The sequence below is a fragment of the Novosphingobium sp. genome (assembly GCF_049240505.1).
Classification (GTDB): domain Bacteria; phylum Pseudomonadota; class Alphaproteobacteria; order Sphingomonadales; family Sphingomonadaceae; genus Novosphingobium.
This window is the reverse complement of the sequence record NZ_JBMLSM010000218.1, coordinates 26,662-44,516: the sequence shown is the minus strand read 5'-3', so window position 1 is coordinate 44,516 and position 17,855 is coordinate 26,662. Positions and strand designations below refer to the sequence as shown.

Here is a 17,855-nt window from a genome sequence, read left to right as displayed (position 1 = left end):
GGCTTCTCCTCAGCCGCTTGACCCCGCTTCCGCCCTTGGCGTGCGATGAGTCTTGTCCGGTGATGCTAACGCCGGATGGGCAAAAGGAAAGTAGGCTAGGGTCAGGACCTATTAATCGCGCCTTCGAGGCGCTGGAATGGCGAACATATCGGGCGGAAATTCGCGCCGGGAAGGCTGGTTGCCTTTCCAAGCGGATTTCCGTTCGAGATGGAAGCCATTCCAGCGTCCCGTAGGGATTTGATCAAAATGGCCCATCACTTCGTTGGATGGCCTTGAAATAGAACCACTATTCCCGCGGCCATCCGCCCAAGTCTGAGTAAAATGGGCGCTGGGCCATTTTGCTTCAAACCTCGAAGGCGCGATTAATAGGTCCTGACCCTAAGCCGCGTCGAGAAAACCGCGCAGGCTGGCAACGAACCGGTCCCGTTGCGACAGCATGAACAGATGGCCGCCCCCGTTGAACATTTCGATCCGGCTGTGCGGAATGGCGTTATGCAGAAGGTGTGCGTTGGCGGGTGGCACCAGTTGATCTTCTTCGTCCGCCATGACCAGCACTGGCATTCGCAGCAGCGGCAGGAACGGCAGGCTGCTCCATGTGGCAAAGGCAGCAAGCTGATAGGAAAAGCCCACCGGGGAAGGCGCCTTTGCCGCATTAAGGGAAACGCGCCCGCTGCCGCCACCGTTGTAGATTGAGGCGAGATTACGCTTCAGCGTGCGTTCGACCGTATATTCCAGCGGGTCAGACAGATGCGCCAGCATAGCGGGATTGCCAGGCACCATCGTTGCCCCTGCTGCCGTGGCCGCAAGGATGAGGTTGCCGGTGCGGGCGCGATGCTGGAACGCGAACTGCTGTGCCAGCGCACCGCCCCAACTGATGCCCAGCACGTCCACTTCGGCGAGATCGAGCCTGTCGAGCAACGCTGCGGTCGTCAACGCCATGTTGGAAATCGTGTAAGGCAGAATTGGATCTGGTGAACTGCCGATCCCCGGCATGTCGAAGCAGATCACTTCACGTTCGGGCAGCGCGCGCGCAAGCGGTGCGAGAAGTTCGAGATTCATGCCGATGCCGTTAAGCATCAGCAACGGCCTGTGTTCTGTCTTGCCCACATGCCAGCGCGCAAGGTGCAACCTGCGCCCGCCCACGCCAATCAGGGTTTTTTCCGCCGTATCTGCCATAATTACCCCACGCTCCGGCGGCGTGCCTAGCACCTTCGCATTCGCAGCAAAAGCGTTTGGATCGCCGTCCCTTTAACGCTTTCTAAAATGGAGATGGGGCAAGTGCGGGGTATGTCTGCAGATGTTCCTGTCGAAGCAACCGGGCCGACCGGCACAGCGCGCGATTTTGCTCGTACCCGGCGTCGTGAGAGAATTGCGCCCGCCAATCTGCGTGAAGCAGGGGCAAGTTTTCTGTTTGGCAGCGATTCCAGCGGTCAGTTGGTTGCAGCGGAATGGCCGCGTCTGGCTCTGCCGATCGTACTTCTGCCCATTGGTATCGCAGTCTTCAATCTGACCATTCCGGGCCTCCTTGCCAGCCTGCTGGTAGCGATGGCGGCAGTGGTGACCTGGTTGTCCCACATCGTGGTACGGCTTGAAAGCGAACGAAATTTTGAGACCGGTCAGCGTATGGCACTGGTCGGGGCTGTTGTTGCCCTGCCGATGTTTCTGTTCGGCTCGGCAATGGGCGTTTGGGGCGCATCGGGCGAGATCGACTGGTTCTACTGCCTTGTTGCAGTGGCCACCCTTTCTCTTCTCGCCACGGTTGCCCAGTCAGGCCGGTTGGTAGGTGTTCTGGCCGCGCAGGTTGCAGTATGGTCGGGCATCACCTGCGTCGCATCGACTATCGCCGGATATTTCTCCCTCATCGTTGGCGTCGGCATCGCGGTGGTCGCCTATTTGCGGCAGCGCAAGATTGATCTTCTCCTGCGCGAAAAGGCCGAGAATGATGCGCGCGTGCAAACTCGTGCGCAGGAAATTCTGGCAGATTACGAAGAGACCGGGCAGGGCTGGTTCTGGGAAACAGACCGTCGTGGCCATCTGACCTATCTTTCTGCGCCGGTTGCCGAAATTCTTGGGCGCAAGGTGCTTGATCTGATCGGCCGCCCTTTTGCAGAACTGTTCAATCTGACCGAACAATCGGGCGAAGGTGAGCGCACGTTGGCGTTCCACCTTTCGGCGCGATCCAGCTTCAGCGATCTGGCCGTGCGTGCCGCCGTGCGCGATGAAGAGCGCTGGTGGTCGATCACAGGCCGCCCCACTTACGATACGTTCAACAACTTCACCGGCTTTCGCGGTTCGGGCACCGATCTGACGGAAAAGCGCCGCTCGCAGGAACACGCATCGCGCCTCGCGCACTTCGATTCGCTCACCGGACTTTCGAACCGCTTCCGCATGTCGCAGACGCTCGAAAAGATACTGCTCACGCCGCAGGTCCAGCATCGCGCCTGTTCGGTGTTTCTGCTGGATCTTGACCGGTTCAAACAGGTCAATGACACGCTGGGCCATCCGGCGGGCGACGCGCTTCTCAAGCAGGTGGCGCAGCGGCTTGAAAGGGTGGTGGGCAAGATGGGCCGCGTTGGTCGCCTTGGGGGCGACGAGTTCCAGGTTATCCTGCCCGGCAAGATTGAGCGCGAACAGCTTGGCCACCTTGCGGCGCGCATCATTGAAAGCCTGTCACAGCCCTATTCGATCGAAGGCAGCCGCGTGATGATCGGGGCGTCGGTTGGCATCGCCATCGCGCCCGATGATGGCGTGACCAGCGAAGCGTTGATCCGCAATGCCGACCTTGCGCTTTATGCCGCCAAAGACGGTGGACGTGGGCGTCACCACTTCTACGCGCCCGATTTGCATAGCGATGCCGAAGAGCGCCGGCAGATGGAAGAAGACCTGCGTGATGCGGTCGCCAATGGCGGGCTGGAACTCTATTATCAGCCGGTGGTCCAGACAGCGACCGAGAAGATTACCGGGTTCGAGGCGCTGCTGCGCTGGAATCATCCACAGCAGGGCTGGATCAGTCCGGCGCGCTTCATTCCCGTAGCCGAGGATACCGGCCTTATCGCCCCCATCGGCGAATGGGCATTGCGAACCGCTTGTCAGGATCTGGCCCGCTGGCCTGATAATGTGCGCGTCGCGGTGAACGTTTCGCCATTGCAATTCGCCAATCCGTCGCTGCCTGCGATCGTAACAAACGCGCTGGCCAATGCGCAGGTCGCGGCCGAACGGCTCGAACTGGAAATCACCGAAAGCGTGTTCCTCAACGATGATGAGGGCACTGACCAGATGTTCAAATCGCTGAAGGGAATCGGCGTCCGCCTCGCGCTTGACGATTTCGGCACTGGCTATTCGTCGCTTGGCTATCTCCGCTCGGCCCCGTTCGACAAGATCAAGATCGACCAGTCGTTCGTGCGCGGCGCGACCCAGCCCGGCAGCCGTAATGGCGCCATCATCGCCTCGATCGTGAGCCTTGCCGAAGCGCTCGGGATGGAAACGACGGCAGAGGGTGTGGAAACGCTGGACGAGCTTGATCTCGTCCGCATGTTGGGCTGCAGCCATGTGCAGGGCTACATCTACGAACGTCCGTTAAGCTCGATGAATGCTGCCGCGCGGCTTTCCACCGGGCTGATGGCCATTGCACAGGGGCCGCGCTCGGCCCGTGCCGCGCGCCAGACCATGTTGCGCAAGGTCGTGCTGGATCACGGCGGCCATCGCTACAACGGCATGATCCGTAATATCAGCCAGACGGGCGCGCTGATTGAAGGGCTGTGGAATGTGCCCTCAGGCACGATATTCCGCGTGGTTCTGGCTGATAATCATGTTGTCACCGCCACCTGCCGCTGGTCGCACGAAGATCGGCTCGGCGTGGAGTTTTCCTTGCCGCTGCGGCTGGACGAAACCGGGCGCATCGCTGCCGTTGCAGGTCGTCCGCCGTCCAGCGTGGATGTCGAAGCAAACACCCAGCGGAAGGTCGGTTGAGGCTGCGCTGGTTTAGCCTAGCGCAGCCTGTTTCTCCTCGGCCAGTCGATCCAGTTCGGCACGGCTCTTCTTTTCCGCAGCGGTCTTCAATTGCCCGCACGCGGCATCGATGTCGCGCCCACGCGGGGTACGCACCGGGGCGCTGATCCCGGCGTCGAACACGATCTTGGCAAAGCTCTTGATCCGATCCGGGCTGGAACATTCATAAGGCGCGCCCTCCCACGGATTGAACGGGATGAGATTGACCTTTGCGGGTAGTTTGTACTGCTTGATCAGCCGCACCAGTTCGCGGGCGTGATCATCGCTGTCGTTCTTGTCCTTGAGCATCACGTATTCGAACGTGATGCGTCGCGCGTTCGACGCTCCGGGATAGTCGGCACAGGCCTGCAGCAGTTCCTCGATGCCATACTTGCGGTTGATCGGCACGATCTCATCCCGCACGTCCTTGGTCACGGCGTGAAGCGAAACCGCAAGGTTCACGCCGATTTCTTCGCCGCAACGTTCCATCATGGGAACCACGCCGCTGGTCGAAAGCGTGATACGCCGCTTTGACAGCGCCAGGCCATCGCCATCCATCACCAGTTTGAGCGCATCGCGCACGTTGTCAAAATTATACAGGGGCTCGCCCATGCCCATCATCACGATGTTGGTCAGCAATCGGCCATCCGGCGTGTAGGCGCTGGCTGCATCTTCGTCGTCATCGTCGAAGTCCAGCCCAGCCATCGTGCCAATTCTGGTGTCATTGGCTTTTGGCCACTCGCCTAGCGAATCGCGTGCCAGCATCACCTGGCCCACAATCTCGCCCGGCGTCAGATTGCGCACCAGCCGCATGGTGCCGGTGTGGCAGAACCGGCAATTCAGCGTGCAGCCCACCTGGCTCGAAACGCATAGTGTGCCGCGATCCGCGTCGGGGATGAAAACCATCTCGAAGTCATGCTTGTCCGCTGTGCGCAGCAACCATTTGCGTGTGCCATCGGTGGAAACCTGCGCCTCGACGATCTCTGGCCGCCCGATCACGAAGCGTTCCGCCAGCCACGGACGCATCGTTTTGGCGATGTCGGTCATGTTCTCGAACTCGGTCACACCGCGATGATAGAGCCAGTGGTAGACCTGCTTGGCGCGGAGCTTGGCGGCCTTCACGTCCAGTCCTGCTGTCTCGAACAGTGCGGCAATCTGTTTTTTGGGCAGACCAATCAGATCGACCCGTCCGTCGTCGCGTGGGGTAACCTCACGCGGGACCGGCACAGGATCGATATGCCCCGCGATAGGCATGTTGGCTGGGAGCGAAGGTTCGAGATCGGTGGGAAGCTGCATCGCGCGCATATAGTGATTCGTGGCGGTGGGCGCAAACTGGCTCGCGCAAACACTTTGCAACGCAACAGGTTCCCGTTACCGGACGCACCAAACACTCCGAATATCGAAAAATATGTGGCTGAAATACAACGGTTTCTTGTTGTGTGAGGTTCAGGAAACCGGATGCAGTTCCGCTCATTCCACCGGTCACTGTCGGGTCGCAACGACAACGAGAACCGGCAGGAATGTTCGAATGGAGTGTAACATGAAAAAGATCTGCGCAATCCTCGCCGCCGGTACTGCCATCGCCGCCACCCCGGCCTTCGCGCAGGACGCGACGCCGGCTGAGGCGTTCAGCGGTTTCCGCGCCGAAGCTCTGGTCGGTTATGATCATCACCGCTCTGGCAGCAGCGAAGACGTCGATAACACCCGTGATCTCAAGCAGTCGATCGACGGCGTGACCTATGGCGGTGCCATTGGCTACGACATTCCGCTCGGCAGCAACCTCGTCGTCGGTGCAGAAGCCGAGATCACCGAAAGCAGTGCCGGTTGGGATAACAACAACGACCAGCCCAACGTGTTCAACCTTGGCCGCGTGGACGCGGGTCGCCAGTACTACGTCGGCGGTCGTGTTGGCTATGCAATGTCTCCCAGCACGATGATCTATGCCAAGGGCGGTTATAGCAACCAGCGCTATAACCTTCAGGGTACCGACGGCACCACCAGCCTGCGTCAGCGCCTCGATACCGACGGCTATCGTGTGGGCGCCGGTGTCGAGCAGAAGCTCGGTGCCAATAGCTACGTGAAGCTGGAATATGGCTACAACAACTACAGCGAAGGCGAATTCGATTTCAACGGTGACACGCCGGATTCGAGCCGCTTCAACATCGACACTGATCGTCATCAGGTGATGGCCGGCGTCGGCGTCCGCTTCTAAGCGTCACGCATTTGCTATGGAGAAGGGCGGGCCGCACGGCTCGCCTTTTTCTTATCTTGCACAACCTAGTGTTGCTGCATCCATTGCAGAAGCTGCACCTGCAAGCAGATAGGTGTCGCGAAACTTCCGCCCATCGGCACCTTGCCCGATCACCGTCACGCGCGATGCACTGCGCAGTTGCGCCACAATCGCCGCATTGGCCCGCTGATCGGCAGGCCACGCATCAGCCTGCCCCGCCTGAAGTGTGAAGTTTGCCTCAGGGAACGAGACGTTGACCGAAGACCCCGATGCCAACCTGCGCGCCAACCGCACGTGAACGGCCCCGCGTATGCCCCGCTTGGGCCAGTATCCCACCGTGAGATAGGGCTGGAACGTCTGCTCCCGTCCCCGCACTTTCTCTGCCATCGCGATGGCATAGCAACGTGGCACCGCCGCATCGCGAAACGCGCCCCAGTTTTCAAACACGCCCAGGCTGTCCCGCGCTGAGGCTGTTCCTGCCAACAGCAGTGCGCCAAGAACCAACAGCTTCCTCACGGCCAAGGCTTTCACTGGTCGTCCCGCCTCGCGCCATCCAGCAAGCGCGCCGCGCGCTGGGCTTCCTGCACGTCGTGCAATTTCTCACCCTTGGTCCGCCCGAACTTCGCCCGATTGGCTTGCGCTTCCAACCCTTGCGCCTCGCGCGCCTTCGCCTTGCGCACCGCCCGCAGGTTCACAACCTCGCCCATCAGGCGTGCTCGATCCCGCGCTCAGAACCATAGAGCACCTGCTCTTCGCCATCTTCCACCAAAGCGATGGACCCTTGCACCAGCGAGGGCGCAATCGGCGCGCCGTGCAGCGGATGGACCGGATAACCGGCCATGATCCCGCGCAGAACCCGGCTCGAAATCCCGTGCATCACCACGATGTGATCGCCTCCGCCATCGCCAAGCCCATCGATCCAGCGGTTCAGCCGCTCGGCAATCATAAGATAGTTCTCGCCATCCGGGGCAGGGCGCAGCAGGTGGTCCTCAATCACGATAGGGCCAACCTCGTCCTCCACCTCGCCATAGGAGCGCCCGCACCACGATCCCATGTCGATCTCTTTGAGGTCCATCGTGCGCTGTCCCGCAAACCAGTCCAGCCCCAGTTCCTCGGCAATCAGCGCCGCCGTCTGAAGCGCGCGCCCGGTGTCCGAGATGTGGAGGGTTACCTGTGGCTTTTCGCCCAGTTCCCGCCGCAACGCGCAGCCCATCGCCACGGCCTGTTCAACGCCCTGCCGCGTTAGCGGTGTGTGGATGTTGTTCGCCTGCAGCCGACGGGTAGCGTTATAGACCGTCTCGCCGTGGCGCATGATGAAGAAGCGACCAGATTTCATGGATGAGCGCTTTAGCCTGTGGCGTCAGGATAGGAAATGCTCATGATTTCCCACTCCTTCTCGCCGGAAGGCAGCCGCACCACACGCAAATCCCCCACCCGCGCCCCGCGCAAGGCCTTGGTAATCGGCGCGCTCCACCCGATCAGGTTGTTGCTGGCATCCTGCTCGTCATCCCCCACGATGGTCAGCACGCGCCGGGCATCGTCCTCGTCGGCAATCTCCACCGTCGCGCCAAACAGCACCCGGCTGCGATCCTCCATCCGCGCCGGATCGACCACCCGCGTCGCCTTCATCCGCCGCGCAAGAAAAGCCAGCTCCCGGTCAATCTCCCGCATCCGCTTGCGCCCATAGAGATAATCGCCGTTCTCCGACCGGTCGCCATTCCCCGCCGCCCAGCTGACGATTTCAACAATCGCCGGGCGCTCGGTGCCCAGCAAATGATCATAGCGCGCGCGCAAGGCGGCAAATCCGGCGGGGGTAATGGGGTGACCGTCAGGCTTCATGGGGTAACTTTTATGCGAGGAAAAAAGAAAATCCTCCCTGATTTTCCGAAGGACAATTGGGGAGGGGGACCGCCCGGGCAGCGGGTGGTGGAGGGGTAAAAGAAATACCCCCTCCGTCATCGGCTACGCCGACGACACCTCCCCGTTTGTGCTCCGCAAAAACGGCGAGGATCAAAACAGTCGATCACCCCGGCTCCCGCTTCCCGATAAAGTAACTCATCGGGTTCGCCCCGCGATAGGTCGCAAACTGCGGGTTCATCGCCTCATAGACCACCGCGTTTTCCAGCACGCGCTGCACATAGTTGCGCGTTTCGGAAAGTGGGATGCGTTCGATCCATTCGATCCAGTCCACGCCGCCATTGCGTGGATCGCCATTGGCGCGCAGGAACTTGTTCACGTTGCCGGGGCCGGCGTTATAGGCGGCCACGGCCAGCGGCCACGATCCGTTGTAATAGTCCAGCATCCGCGCGAAATAGCCTGCGCCCAACTGGATGTTGTAACCCGCATCCTCGGTCAGCGCGCCGGGGCGGTATGACAGGCCGAGCTTGCCCGCCTGCTCGTTCGCCGTGCCCGGCATCAGCTGCATGAGGCCCCGCGCGCCCGCATGGCTGACGGCGTTCTGCGCGAACTGGCTTTCCTGTCGGCTGATGGCGTGAACGCTGGTCCACTTGCTTTCATAACCCGGCGGCACCGGGATCAGCGGAAAGGCAATGTGCTGAAAATCCAGATAGCCGCGCGCCGCTGCCGCTTGCCCCACGATTACGCCCAGATCGCGTCGGCCCAGATCGCGGGCCAATTGCGCCACCATCATGTGCTGGCCTTCGGTCTGCTGCTGTTCGGCAACTTCCTTGAAAAAGCGGATCGTGGTGCGCCAATCGCCATTGCGCGCCACTTCGCGCACGGCCAGCGTCAGCGGCTGGTTGTAGAATCGGCTGCGTTCGTCGGGCGTTGCCTGCGCATTGGAATCGCTGGCAAACTGCGGCACCGGGCGACCCAGCCGTTCAAGCGCCAACAGACCATAGAACTGGTCGGCGTATTGCGCTGCTGCTTCGAAGTATCGCCTTGCTTCGGCTTGCTGGCCCGCACGGGCAGCGGCTTTTCCAGCCCAGTAAAAGCCTTTTGACCGCGTGCCCGGTGTCCGCGCCGCAGCACCATATCGCCAGAACAACGGCGCGGCTCCCGCATAATCGCCCACGTTGAAATAGCCTTGCGTGCCGCCGAGCCACATCAGCGAAGTGTAATCATCGCGCAGGTCATAGCCGAGCTGGCTTACGTCTTCACCCGCAGCGAAGGCATCATCGATACCCGCCGCAATACGCATGGCCGCGCGGGCATCGCCTGCATTGGCTGCGCCGCGTGCGTTGAGCAGAAGTTCTTCGACCCACTTCGTGCGGTCCAGCGGCATTCGCGCCAGCAGGGGCCGGTTGGCCAGAAATGCCCGCGCTCCAGCGCCATTGCTCGCCTTGCGCAACTGGCGCACGCGCTGGAAAACAAAGCCCGGATCGCTGTTGAGCAGTTGAGTGGACGTGCCCGCAACGGCGGCATAGGGATCGCCGCCCTGCATTGCCGCCAATCGTGCGCCATCGATGCTCTTGCGCGCAGGGCTGACCCATACGATCTGCCGCGCCGCCTGATCGGTCGCGCCCGACCACAGTAGCGCGTCCATCCGGGCATCGTGATCGTCAGCGGTAAGGCTGGTGCCCCAGTTGGCCAGCAGGGCGCTTTCTGCCGCATCGGTCATCGCCCCGCCGCGCCATGCCGCACGAGCGGCCTCGCGTGCTTCGGGGCGACCGAGCTGCGTCAGCGCCAGCGCATATTGCGCGCGGCCCATGTTGGTCAGCGGCGGCTTCTGGCTGAAATAGCTGACCAGTCGCGAAGGGTCGACCGGTTCGCGTTCCAGCGAAAGCTCGGCATAGCGGCGCAGCTTCTCCTCGTCCGGGAAGCCGGGATAGGTAACCACAAAGCTGGAATAGTCTGAAAATCCGAAACGGTTCGAACTGCTTAACAGCTTCCACCGCTCAACTGCAGCCATCATCGGGCCGCCCTGGCTCATCGCCAGATTGGCCCGCGCACGGTCCCAGTCAGCGCCATCGGCGCTTTCGCCGCCGCTGGCATGAACCACGCTCGACGCCGCCAGCGTCTGCAATAGCGCACCGGCAACACCCCAGCGCAACATCAAGGCTTTCACGTCCATGCCGGACATACTATGGAGCGGCTCCTTATCAGGCGCTGAACAGACCCCTATAGGGTTCGGCTCACGATGAACCGAAACCCATCATGGGGCAGATTGAGGGATATTGTCCATGTTTTCCGGCTCCATTCCGGCCCTTGTCACCCCTTTTCGCGATGGAGCGTTTGACGAGAAAGTATTTCGTCGTCTGGTCGACTGGCAGATCGACAACGGTTCCTCCGCGCTCGTTCCCTGCGGCACCACTGGAGAGGCTTCGACGCTTTCCAACGCCGAACATCACCGCGTGATCGAAGTTTGTGTGGAACAGGCTGCGGGCCGCGTGCCCGTGATTGCGGGCTGCGGCAGCAACGATACGATGAACGCGCTGCTGCACATGAACTTTTCAAAGAAGTGCGGCGCTCAGGCTGCGCTTTGTGTTGCGCCCTATTACAACCGGCCCAGCCAGGCGGGCATCATCGCCCACTTCAGCTACCTTGCCGAACACAACGATCTGCCGATCGTGCTCTATAACGTGCCGGGCCGCACGGTGACCGACATTCTGCCTGAAACCGTCTGCGAACTGGCCAAGCGCTATCCAGACAAGATCGTGGCGATCAAGGACGCCAGCGGCGACTTGTCGCGCGTGACCGATCACCGCATGGGCATTGGCAAGAGCTTCTGCCAGCTTTCAGGTGATGATGAGCTGGCGCTCCCGGCCAATGCGGCAGGGGCGGTAGGCTGCATCTCGGTGACGGCCAACGTTGCGCCAAAGCTCTGTGCAGAATTTCAGGCCGCCTGCGCTGCTAACGATCTCGAAAAAGCGCGTGAGCTGAACGACAAGCTCTATCCGCTGCACTACGCCATGTTCTCGGATGCTTCGCCGGCACCATTGAAGTACGCGCTCAGCCGTGTGTTCGAAGGCATGACCGACGAGTTGCGCCTGCCGCTCGTCCCTGCCAGCGCCGAAGCCCGCGCCAAGGTTGACGCTGCGTTGGAGCACGCCGGCTTGATCTGAGCGATTGATCCAAGCGTTCCGCCCCGACAAAGTGTGAAGTTCCCCTTCCGCTTTGCCGGGGCAACGCCTACATGGGCTGCCATCATGGCACGCCCCGTACATCCCGAATTCGACAAGAAGAAGATCGTCGCCGAAAACCGTCGTGCGCGGTTCGAATATTTTATCGAGGATACCTATGAGGCAGGCATCTGCCTGACGGGGACCGAGGTAAAATCTTTGCGCTTTGGCGAAGGCTCGATTGCCGAATCCTATGCAGAGGTGAAGGGCGGCGAAGTCTGGCTGGTCAACTCCAACGTGCCAGAATTCAGCCACGGCAACCGGTTCAACCACGTGCCCAAGCGTCCGCGCAAGCTGCTGCTGAAAGAGCGGCAGATCGCGCGCTTCACAGGGGCGGTTGAACGCAAGGGCATGACGCTTGTGCCACTGTGTATCTATTTCAACAGCCGGGGCCGCGCCAAGGTCGAACTTGCGCTGGCCAAGGGCAAGAACGTGGCCGACAAGCGCGCGACGATCAAGGACCGCGACTGGAAGCGCGACAAGGCCCGGATCATGAAAGATCACGGCTGATGTCGTTCGGCTCCGGGCGATCTGGCGTGATCTGCTTCACCGACCGGCAAGCTTTTAACGGCTAAGGGTCTGGCGGCCCTTGGCGGGGCAGGCGAAAAACGGATACAGCAAGGGCACGATGTTCAACAGGATCGTCAATTGGGCACGGGCCAACATGCCAACGCGCGAGCAGATGGAGCACAACCGCTTCGCCCGCCCGCTCGCCGCGCGTCATGAACTGTGGCGCTTCACCCGTCGGTCGGTGCCGCGCGGTGTGGCGGCGGGACTGTTCATCGGCATTTTCGCCCTGATACCCGGCGTTCAGATTGTTGGCGCAGCCCTGATGTGCGTCCCCTGCCGGGGCAACATTCCACTGGCCGTGCTGATGACCTTCATCTCGATCCCGCCGACCACGCTGTTCGTTTTCCTGCCTGGTGCCATCGCGGTGGGCAACAGCTTCGGTTTCCACGCCGATTTCGCAACGGTCAGCGAAATGGTAACCAAGGGCGCGAGCGTGGGGGACTGGCTGGCATGGCTCGGGTCTGACGCTGCGCCTTCGCTGGTGATCGGCCTGTTCCTAATCTCGATCGTCGCGGCAGCGCTTGGCTATGCCATTTCCGCTTTTGGTTGGCGCTGGTGGACCGCGCACAAGCGCAAGGCCCGCCAGCTTCGCTTCGCGGCGAGGGATTTTCCTGACTGATGACAAGTTTAGGGGGCGAGGCTGAACGGATGGGGGCGGAAACCACGCCCCTGCGCGATTGGCTTATGCTCGGCGGTGCGGTGGCCGTGAGCGGTGCTGCGCTTTGGGCCGTGTCGGGGCAACCGCTGGTGGTCGGTGGTTTTCTCGGCGGCGTCAGCGTGATCGGCGCTGCCTTGCGGCTGACCCATCGCCCGCAGCGGACCGTAACGTCAGATGATTTCGCAGCGCCTGATTGGTCGGTCACCAATGCTGCCATTGAAAGCCGCGATACCGCCATCGCCATCACAGATCGTGCTGGGCGACTGGTCTGCGCCAATGCCTTGATGTCCGAATGGTTCGGGGCCGGAACCGTGCCGCCGCGTCTGCCGCTGGAAAAGCTCTCGGTCGAAGCCCTCGACAGTGCGTTGCGCGCGGCATGGCGCGATGGGCAGGCCAGCGCCGATGCACTGACCTCTGCCAAAGGCACCTGGCGCGCCGTGTTGAGCCGGGCCGGGAGAGGCGAGGATTTTCTGATCTGGCGCTTCATGCCGGTGGTGACGCAAAACCTCTTGGCAGACATGGCGGCGCACGTTGCCGGAAAGCTCGGACGTGCATTGGCGCGCGAAGGATTGCAGGCGGCGGTTGTCAACCCGGAAGGCACTGTTCTGGCTGCCAATACTGCCTTCGCCCAGCGCGCGACAGGCAACCGGGGCAGCGAGATGGTCGGGACCGACTTCGTCTCCTACCTTGCCAGCGACGATTCAGAGCGCGTGTTCTATGCCCGCGAGGGCGGCAAAGGCACGCCGGTGCGCATGGTTCACTTGCCCGTGGCGGACCCCGACGGCATTGCGAATACCGACCCGGCACGCACCGCATCGCTGTTCCTGCTGATCGACAACCAGCACAGCGTGGGTGATATCCGCGCTGGCCTGCCCCAGATCGAAGCGCTGCTTTCGCGCCTGCCGCTGGGCCTGGCCATGACCGACCGCGACGGGCGCTTCCTTTTTGCCAACGCCGCGTTCCTGCGTGCGGCAGGGCATGAAGACAATTTTCCGCCGCCTTATCCCGCCGATCTGGTGATCAAGGAGGACAAGGGCGCGCTGGTCGATGCGGTTCGCCGCTATGCGCAGGGGCAGGCGACTGCGGGCGACGTGGCTGTGCGGTTGCGCGCATCGCCGGAAGAACCCGTCTCGCTCAGCCTTGCCGGGGTACGCGGACTGGGCGATGGCGCGGTGCTGCTCAGCCTCAAGGACTCGTCCGAGGAGACGCGGCTCAAGCGTGAGATCGCGCAGGCGACCAAGATGCAGGCGGTGGGCCAGCTTGCCGGAGGCGTGGCGCACGATTTCAACAACGTGCTGACCGCGATCATCGGCTATTGCGACCTCATGCTGATGCGCCACACGCCGGGCGACAGCGACTATGACGACATCCAGCAGATCAAGGCCAATTCGAACCGCGCGGCATCGCTGACGCGGCAATTGCTGGCTTTCTCCCGCCAGCAGACGCTGCGCCCGCAAGTGTTGCAGCTGCCCGATGTGGTGGCCGAGGTTTCTGCCCTGCTCAAGCGCCTGATCGGTGAGAAGATCACGCTGGAAGTGACGCACGACCGCGATCTGGGTTTCGTTCGCGCCGACCCTACGCAGCTTGAGCAGGTGTTGCTGAACCTTGCCGTGAACGCGCGCGATGCGATCACCGATCGTCTGGCGGCGGGCGGCGGCAAGGGCGGGGCGGGCGTGGTCAAGCTGATCACCCGCCGCGTGACGGCGGCTGACGTGCGCGCGATGAAGAGCGAAATCCTGCCCATCGGGGACTACACCGCGCTGATGGTGGAGGACAACGGCCACGGCATCAAACCGAACCAGATCGGCAAGATATTCGAGCCATTTTTCACCACAAAGGAGAAGGGCAAGGGCACCGGGCTTGGCCTTTCCACCGTCTACGGCATCGTCAAGCAATCGGGCGGTTTCATCTTTGCCGAAAGCGAAGTGGGCCGGTTTACCCGCTTCAGCATCTATTTGCCGGTCCACCATCCCGATGCAGCAGAGCTGGCGCAGGCGGTAAAACCTGCCACTGCTGAGCCGAAGCGCGAATGGTCGGGCGGGGGCAAGGTCCTGCTGGTGGAGGACGAGGACACCGTGCGCGCGGTGGCCGAACGTGCGCTGGTGCGGCAGGGATATGACGTGACCACCGCTTCGGATGGTGAGGAAGGGCTGGAAGCCATCGGGCGCGGTACGTTCGATCTGGTGGTTTCGGACGTGGTGATGCCGACAATGGATGGCCCGGCGATGGCGCGGGAAATCCGCGCACTTAAGCCGGACCTGCCGTTCCTGTTCATGTCGGGCTATGCCGAAGAGCAGCTTCGGCGCGAGATCGATATTCCGAACATGCACTTTCTGGCCAAGCCGTTTTCCGTTCAGCAGATCTGCGAGGCGGTGGAGATGGTGCTGCGGCGGCGGTAATCTTGTTCAGGAAATGGCACGGTTTCCTGAAGGGGGTTTACACAGTTTACACAGTCCAGAGAGAAGTGTTCAGGGGGCTTTCGGCGGGCGTTTAGGCGCACCTCTACCCGGTGGAAAACACCGGGAATGCGGGAGTTTGCGCAAGCGATTGACGGTTCAAGGAGCGGCGCGGAGCCTGCCTTGCCGTCCCGCCTGTAGGACAGGCGTTTTACAACCGAAATGGTGGGATTGACTGGGCCACGCCCGTTTGCGCTGCCTCTGCCGCAGCTTCGACCACGGCCATCACTGCAAGCGACTGTTCCGGCGTGACGGCGAGCGGCGCGCCATCCAAGGTGGCGGCGATCCCGGCGTAGAAGCGCGGGTAATCGCCCGGTAGCATATCGAGCGGATGGGCAGTGCCCTCGACATCGTGGCGCGTAATCGGGGCAGGTTCGGTGCCCCAACCCGGCGCACCGGGCGCAAGCCCGGCAATCAACTGGCTCTCTTGCGGGTCAAGCCCGTGCTTGATCAGGCTGCCCTCGCTGCCATGAACCACGAAGCGCGGAGAGCCGCCAGCCACCAGCATTCCGGCATGGAGGACGCAGCGTAGCGTGGGATATTCCAGCAGGACATGCGCCCAGTCGTCAGTCTGTGCGCCATCACGCAAATTGCCGAAGCTAGCCATGACGCGCGTCGGGATGCCGAACAGGCATAGCGCCTGATCGACCAGATGTGGCCCGAGATCGGCCCAGACGCCGCTGCCGGGGCCGGGGTTTTCGCGCCAGCGATCGCGTACTGTGGGGCGGAAGCGATCAAAGTGGCTTTCGAAGTGCGCGACCTTTCCAATCAGGCCCTGTTGTATGGCGCTGGCAATCGTCAGGAAATCGCCGTCCCATCGGCGGTTGTGGAAGACGCTGAGCAGCGTGCCGCGTTCGCTCGCGTGGGCGGCGATAGCTTTTCCTTCGGCAAGGGTGAGCGCCAGCGGCTTGTCCACAACCAACGCCTTGCCTGCATCGATTGCGGCATGGGCAAGGGGGGCGTGACTGTCGTTCGGGGTGGCGATGACGATCAGGTCTATCGTCGGATCGGCCAAAACCGCAGCGATATCAGCTTCAACGCGCATTCCCGGCAACTCGGCATGGACCTTGGCTGGATCACGCGACACGACGGCGGCGAGGGCAAGGCGGGGTTCGGCCTTGATCAGCGGGACGTGGAAGGTTTTTCCGGCATAACCGTAGCCGATCAGGGCGACGTTGTGGGGCAAGCGGTGTTCCTTGGGCTGACTGGTGGTAGAGTTCTACTTCGGCAGGCTCGGAATGCCCACCCCGCTGCGACTAACTTCACTGCGTTCAGTAAGTCTCGCGGCCCTCCCGCCTGCGGGATTGCAACTCCCCTCCCTCCTTCGACAGGCTCAGGATGAGCGGGAAGGGTTGGAGGTGGGCAGGCGGATCAGAATGTCAGCGTCAGGGCAAACGCTTCACCCTCGATCAACCCTTCGGCCTTCCGCACGGCGGCCTTGATGGGGACAATCCAGCCCAGTTCCTTGCTGGGAAAGGCCGAAGTGCGCCATGCGGTTTCGCCGACTTGCATGCCCACTTTGACTGAACCCCATCCTGCGCGACGACCCGTTTCCAGCCGGTGCATCAGCGCGGTGGCGGAAAGCGCTTCGCCCGCATCGCCATCGATGGTGACAAAGAACCAGTCGGTCGCGTTGGGGCCGCCGGACCAGCGCCAGAACGCCGCGGTAAGATCATAGGCGGTGTCGCTCATTTGCGGCGGCGGATGGGCACGGGCAGGTTGCAGATGTCCACGCCGCCCGCGGGCTGGATATAGAAGGCATCGCGGCGATTGGCGCGGGCATCGGCATAGCGGGCGAAGCTGGCGCTTTCGGTGCCGAGATATTCGAACCCGGGCAGATCGGGCACATCGGTGCCGATGCGGATGGCGCGGATCGGCGTGCGTTCGGGCGCGGTCTTGTAGAAGCCCAGATCGCCGGTGCCGCGCGGCAGGGTGGAGAGGTGCTCCATCCCCTCGATCACCCGCCCTACGACCGCGATGTTGCGATCAAGCTGGCGCGGGGCATGGCCGATGACGGCATAGAGTTCTGCGCCGGTGCCGGTGTCAGGTGGTTCGTTGCGACCAACGCCAACGGTGCCGTAGCAGTGGACGGGCCAGTATCTTTGTCCGCTCAATTCCGCAGGTGTGCCAACCGTTGGGAAGCCCATCAGGCGAAAGGCAATCGGCCAACCCTTGTGAAACTGGATCCCCTGCGAATAAGAATCGCGCGACCACCAAGGGGGATCTCCAAAATCGGGTGGTGTGTCATCAACGAATTTTCCATACGCGGCTGCGGCTGCAATTGAGGCTGCAAGTGCCGCTGCATATGCTGATGTCTCTTCCGCAGTTGCCGACGATGCAATTTCGACGGTTTCAGGCTCGCCGTACATTTCGCTTTCGCCGACCGTATACTGTGCCTGAGGAACCACAGCCAACCCCTCCGGCAAAGCCTTGGCCTTCGCCTTGTCCTCGCCATCGGGATCGCCCCACTGCACCACGTAATTGTCCTGCGCGCGGTTGATCGAGGTGCCGTCCCACCAGTGCGCAGCGGCCAGCTTGCGGATATTGCCGATCCACCCTTGGGAAAACGGCGCGGGCAGCAACTGGATCACCACGCGGCGCGGGCGCCCAGCAGCATCGGGCGCAAGGTCCATTACCAGCAGCTCTGACGGGGCAATTGCAACCCAATCCGCAGCGGGTGCGGAAGTCACGATCTCTGAAGGAGCGAGCGCCTTGGCAGGTGGCGTGGAAGGTTCGGACGACGCCGCAAGAGCGGCAAGCAGGGCAAGCAATGACATATCTTCATCATTGCAGGAACCGACGCCTTGCGAAAGCGAACTTGTGCCGCTAGGGGGCCACTTCCAGAGCGATTTGGTTGATCGCCTGATTCACGT

At 62.0% G+C, this 17,855-nt stretch carries 16 protein-coding genes; 6 read left to right on the top strand and 10 right to left on the bottom strand.

The genetic code is table 11. The features are described 5' to 3' along the window. Positions 1–378 precede the first annotated feature (378 nt). Positions 379–1,176 carry an alpha/beta fold hydrolase gene (locus ACOVQ0_RS17880; RefSeq protein ID WP_421887608.1) on the bottom strand — a complete coding sequence of 266 codons (798 nt, stop codon included), beginning with the start codon at positions 1,174–1,176 and terminating at the stop codon, positions 379–381. Between the two features lie 111 nt (positions 1,177–1,287). Between ACOVQ0_RS17880 and ACOVQ0_RS17875 the strand changes: the two genes are divergently transcribed. Continuing rightward, on the top strand, positions 1,288–3,969 hold the full coding sequence (locus tag ACOVQ0_RS17875) for an EAL domain-containing protein (protein WP_421887605.1): 2,682 nt from the start codon (positions 1,288–1,290) through the stop codon (positions 3,967–3,969). A 12-nt stretch (positions 3,970–3,981) separates the two neighbouring features. Here the strand turns inward: ACOVQ0_RS17875 and rlmN are convergent, their stop codons facing one another. Then, positions 3,982–5,292: a 23S rRNA (adenine(2503)-C(2))-methyltransferase RlmN gene (rlmN, locus tag ACOVQ0_RS17870; RefSeq protein WP_421887602.1), complete on the bottom strand. Its 1,311-nt coding sequence runs from the start codon at positions 5,290–5,292 to the stop codon at positions 3,982–3,984. A gap of 235 nt (positions 5,293–5,527) precedes the next feature. Between rlmN and ACOVQ0_RS17865 the strand changes: the two genes are divergently transcribed. Then, positions 5,528–6,199, top strand: coding sequence for an outer membrane protein (locus ACOVQ0_RS17865; RefSeq protein WP_421887600.1), 672 nt, complete (start codon positions 5,528–5,530; stop codon positions 6,197–6,199). 51 nt (positions 6,200–6,250) lie between these two features. Here the strand turns inward: ACOVQ0_RS17865 and ACOVQ0_RS17860 are convergent, their stop codons facing one another. From ACOVQ0_RS17860 to ACOVQ0_RS17840, 5 genes are all read right to left on the bottom strand, one after another. After that, the gene (locus tag ACOVQ0_RS17860) at positions 6,251–6,733 is read right to left on the bottom strand and encodes a hypothetical protein (RefSeq protein ID WP_421887597.1); all 483 of its coding nucleotides are present in this window, start codon (positions 6,731–6,733) and stop codon (positions 6,251–6,253) included. Between the two features lie 11 nt (positions 6,734–6,744). Beyond that, positions 6,745–6,924 (bottom strand): DUF4169 family protein, encoded by a 180-nt coding sequence (locus ACOVQ0_RS17855; protein WP_421887595.1) that lies wholly within the window; start codon positions 6,922–6,924, stop codon positions 6,745–6,747. Then, positions 6,924–7,553, bottom strand: coding sequence for a phosphoglycerate mutase family protein (locus tag ACOVQ0_RS17850; RefSeq protein ID WP_421887592.1), 630 nt, complete (start codon positions 7,551–7,553; stop codon positions 6,924–6,926). Before ACOVQ0_RS17850 ends, ACOVQ0_RS17855 begins: the two co-directional genes overlap by 1 nt. Before the next feature lie 11 nt (positions 7,554–7,564). Then, positions 7,565–8,056 (bottom strand): transcription elongation factor GreB, encoded by a 492-nt coding sequence (gene greB, locus ACOVQ0_RS17845; RefSeq protein WP_421887589.1) that lies wholly within the window; start codon positions 8,054–8,056, stop codon positions 7,565–7,567. 184 nt (positions 8,057–8,240) lie between these two features. Continuing rightward, positions 8,241–10,259 carry a transglycosylase SLT domain-containing protein gene (locus tag ACOVQ0_RS17840; RefSeq protein ID WP_421887586.1) on the bottom strand — a complete coding sequence of 673 codons (2,019 nt, stop codon included), beginning with the start codon at positions 10,257–10,259 and terminating at the stop codon, positions 8,241–8,243. Between the two features lie 100 nt (positions 10,260–10,359). Between ACOVQ0_RS17840 and dapA the strand changes: the two genes are divergently transcribed. From dapA to ACOVQ0_RS17820, 4 genes are all read left to right on the top strand, one after another. Continuing rightward, positions 10,360–11,241 (top strand): 4-hydroxy-tetrahydrodipicolinate synthase, encoded by an 882-nt coding sequence (gene dapA, locus ACOVQ0_RS17835; protein ID WP_421887582.1) that lies wholly within the window; start codon positions 10,360–10,362, stop codon positions 11,239–11,241. Between the two features lie 84 nt (positions 11,242–11,325). Beyond that, positions 11,326–11,808, top strand: a complete 483-nt coding sequence (gene smpB, locus ACOVQ0_RS17830; RefSeq protein ID WP_421887650.1) for an SsrA-binding protein SmpB — start codon at positions 11,326–11,328, stop codon at positions 11,806–11,808. Between the two features lie 118 nt (positions 11,809–11,926). Then, complete coding sequence (locus tag ACOVQ0_RS17825) at positions 11,927–12,487, top strand: DUF2062 domain-containing protein (protein WP_421887579.1); 561 nt, start codon at positions 11,927–11,929, stop codon at positions 12,485–12,487. Next, entirely contained in the window at positions 12,487–14,925 is a 2,439-nt protein-coding gene (locus ACOVQ0_RS17820) for a response regulator (RefSeq protein WP_421887576.1), read from the top strand. Before ACOVQ0_RS17825 ends, ACOVQ0_RS17820 begins: the two co-directional genes overlap by 1 nt. Positions 14,926–15,133: 208 nt before the next feature. On the opposite strand, the gene ACOVQ0_RS17815 is transcribed toward ACOVQ0_RS17820, so the two are convergent. The 3 genes from ACOVQ0_RS17815 to ACOVQ0_RS17805 form a co-directional block, all read right to left on the bottom strand. Further along, positions 15,134–16,168, bottom strand: a complete 1,035-nt coding sequence (locus tag ACOVQ0_RS17815; RefSeq protein ID WP_421887573.1) for an oxidoreductase — start codon at positions 16,166–16,168, stop codon at positions 15,134–15,136. Between the two features lie 185 nt (positions 16,169–16,353). Further along, complete coding sequence (locus ACOVQ0_RS17810; protein ID WP_421887571.1) at positions 16,354–16,674, bottom strand: DUF1905 domain-containing protein; 321 nt, start codon at positions 16,672–16,674, stop codon at positions 16,354–16,356. After that, positions 16,671–17,759, bottom strand: a complete 1,089-nt coding sequence (locus tag ACOVQ0_RS17805; RefSeq protein WP_421887569.1) for a peptidylprolyl isomerase — start codon at positions 17,757–17,759, stop codon at positions 16,671–16,673. Before ACOVQ0_RS17805 ends, ACOVQ0_RS17810 begins: the two co-directional genes overlap by 4 nt. Positions 17,760–17,855: the final 96 nt, after the last annotated feature.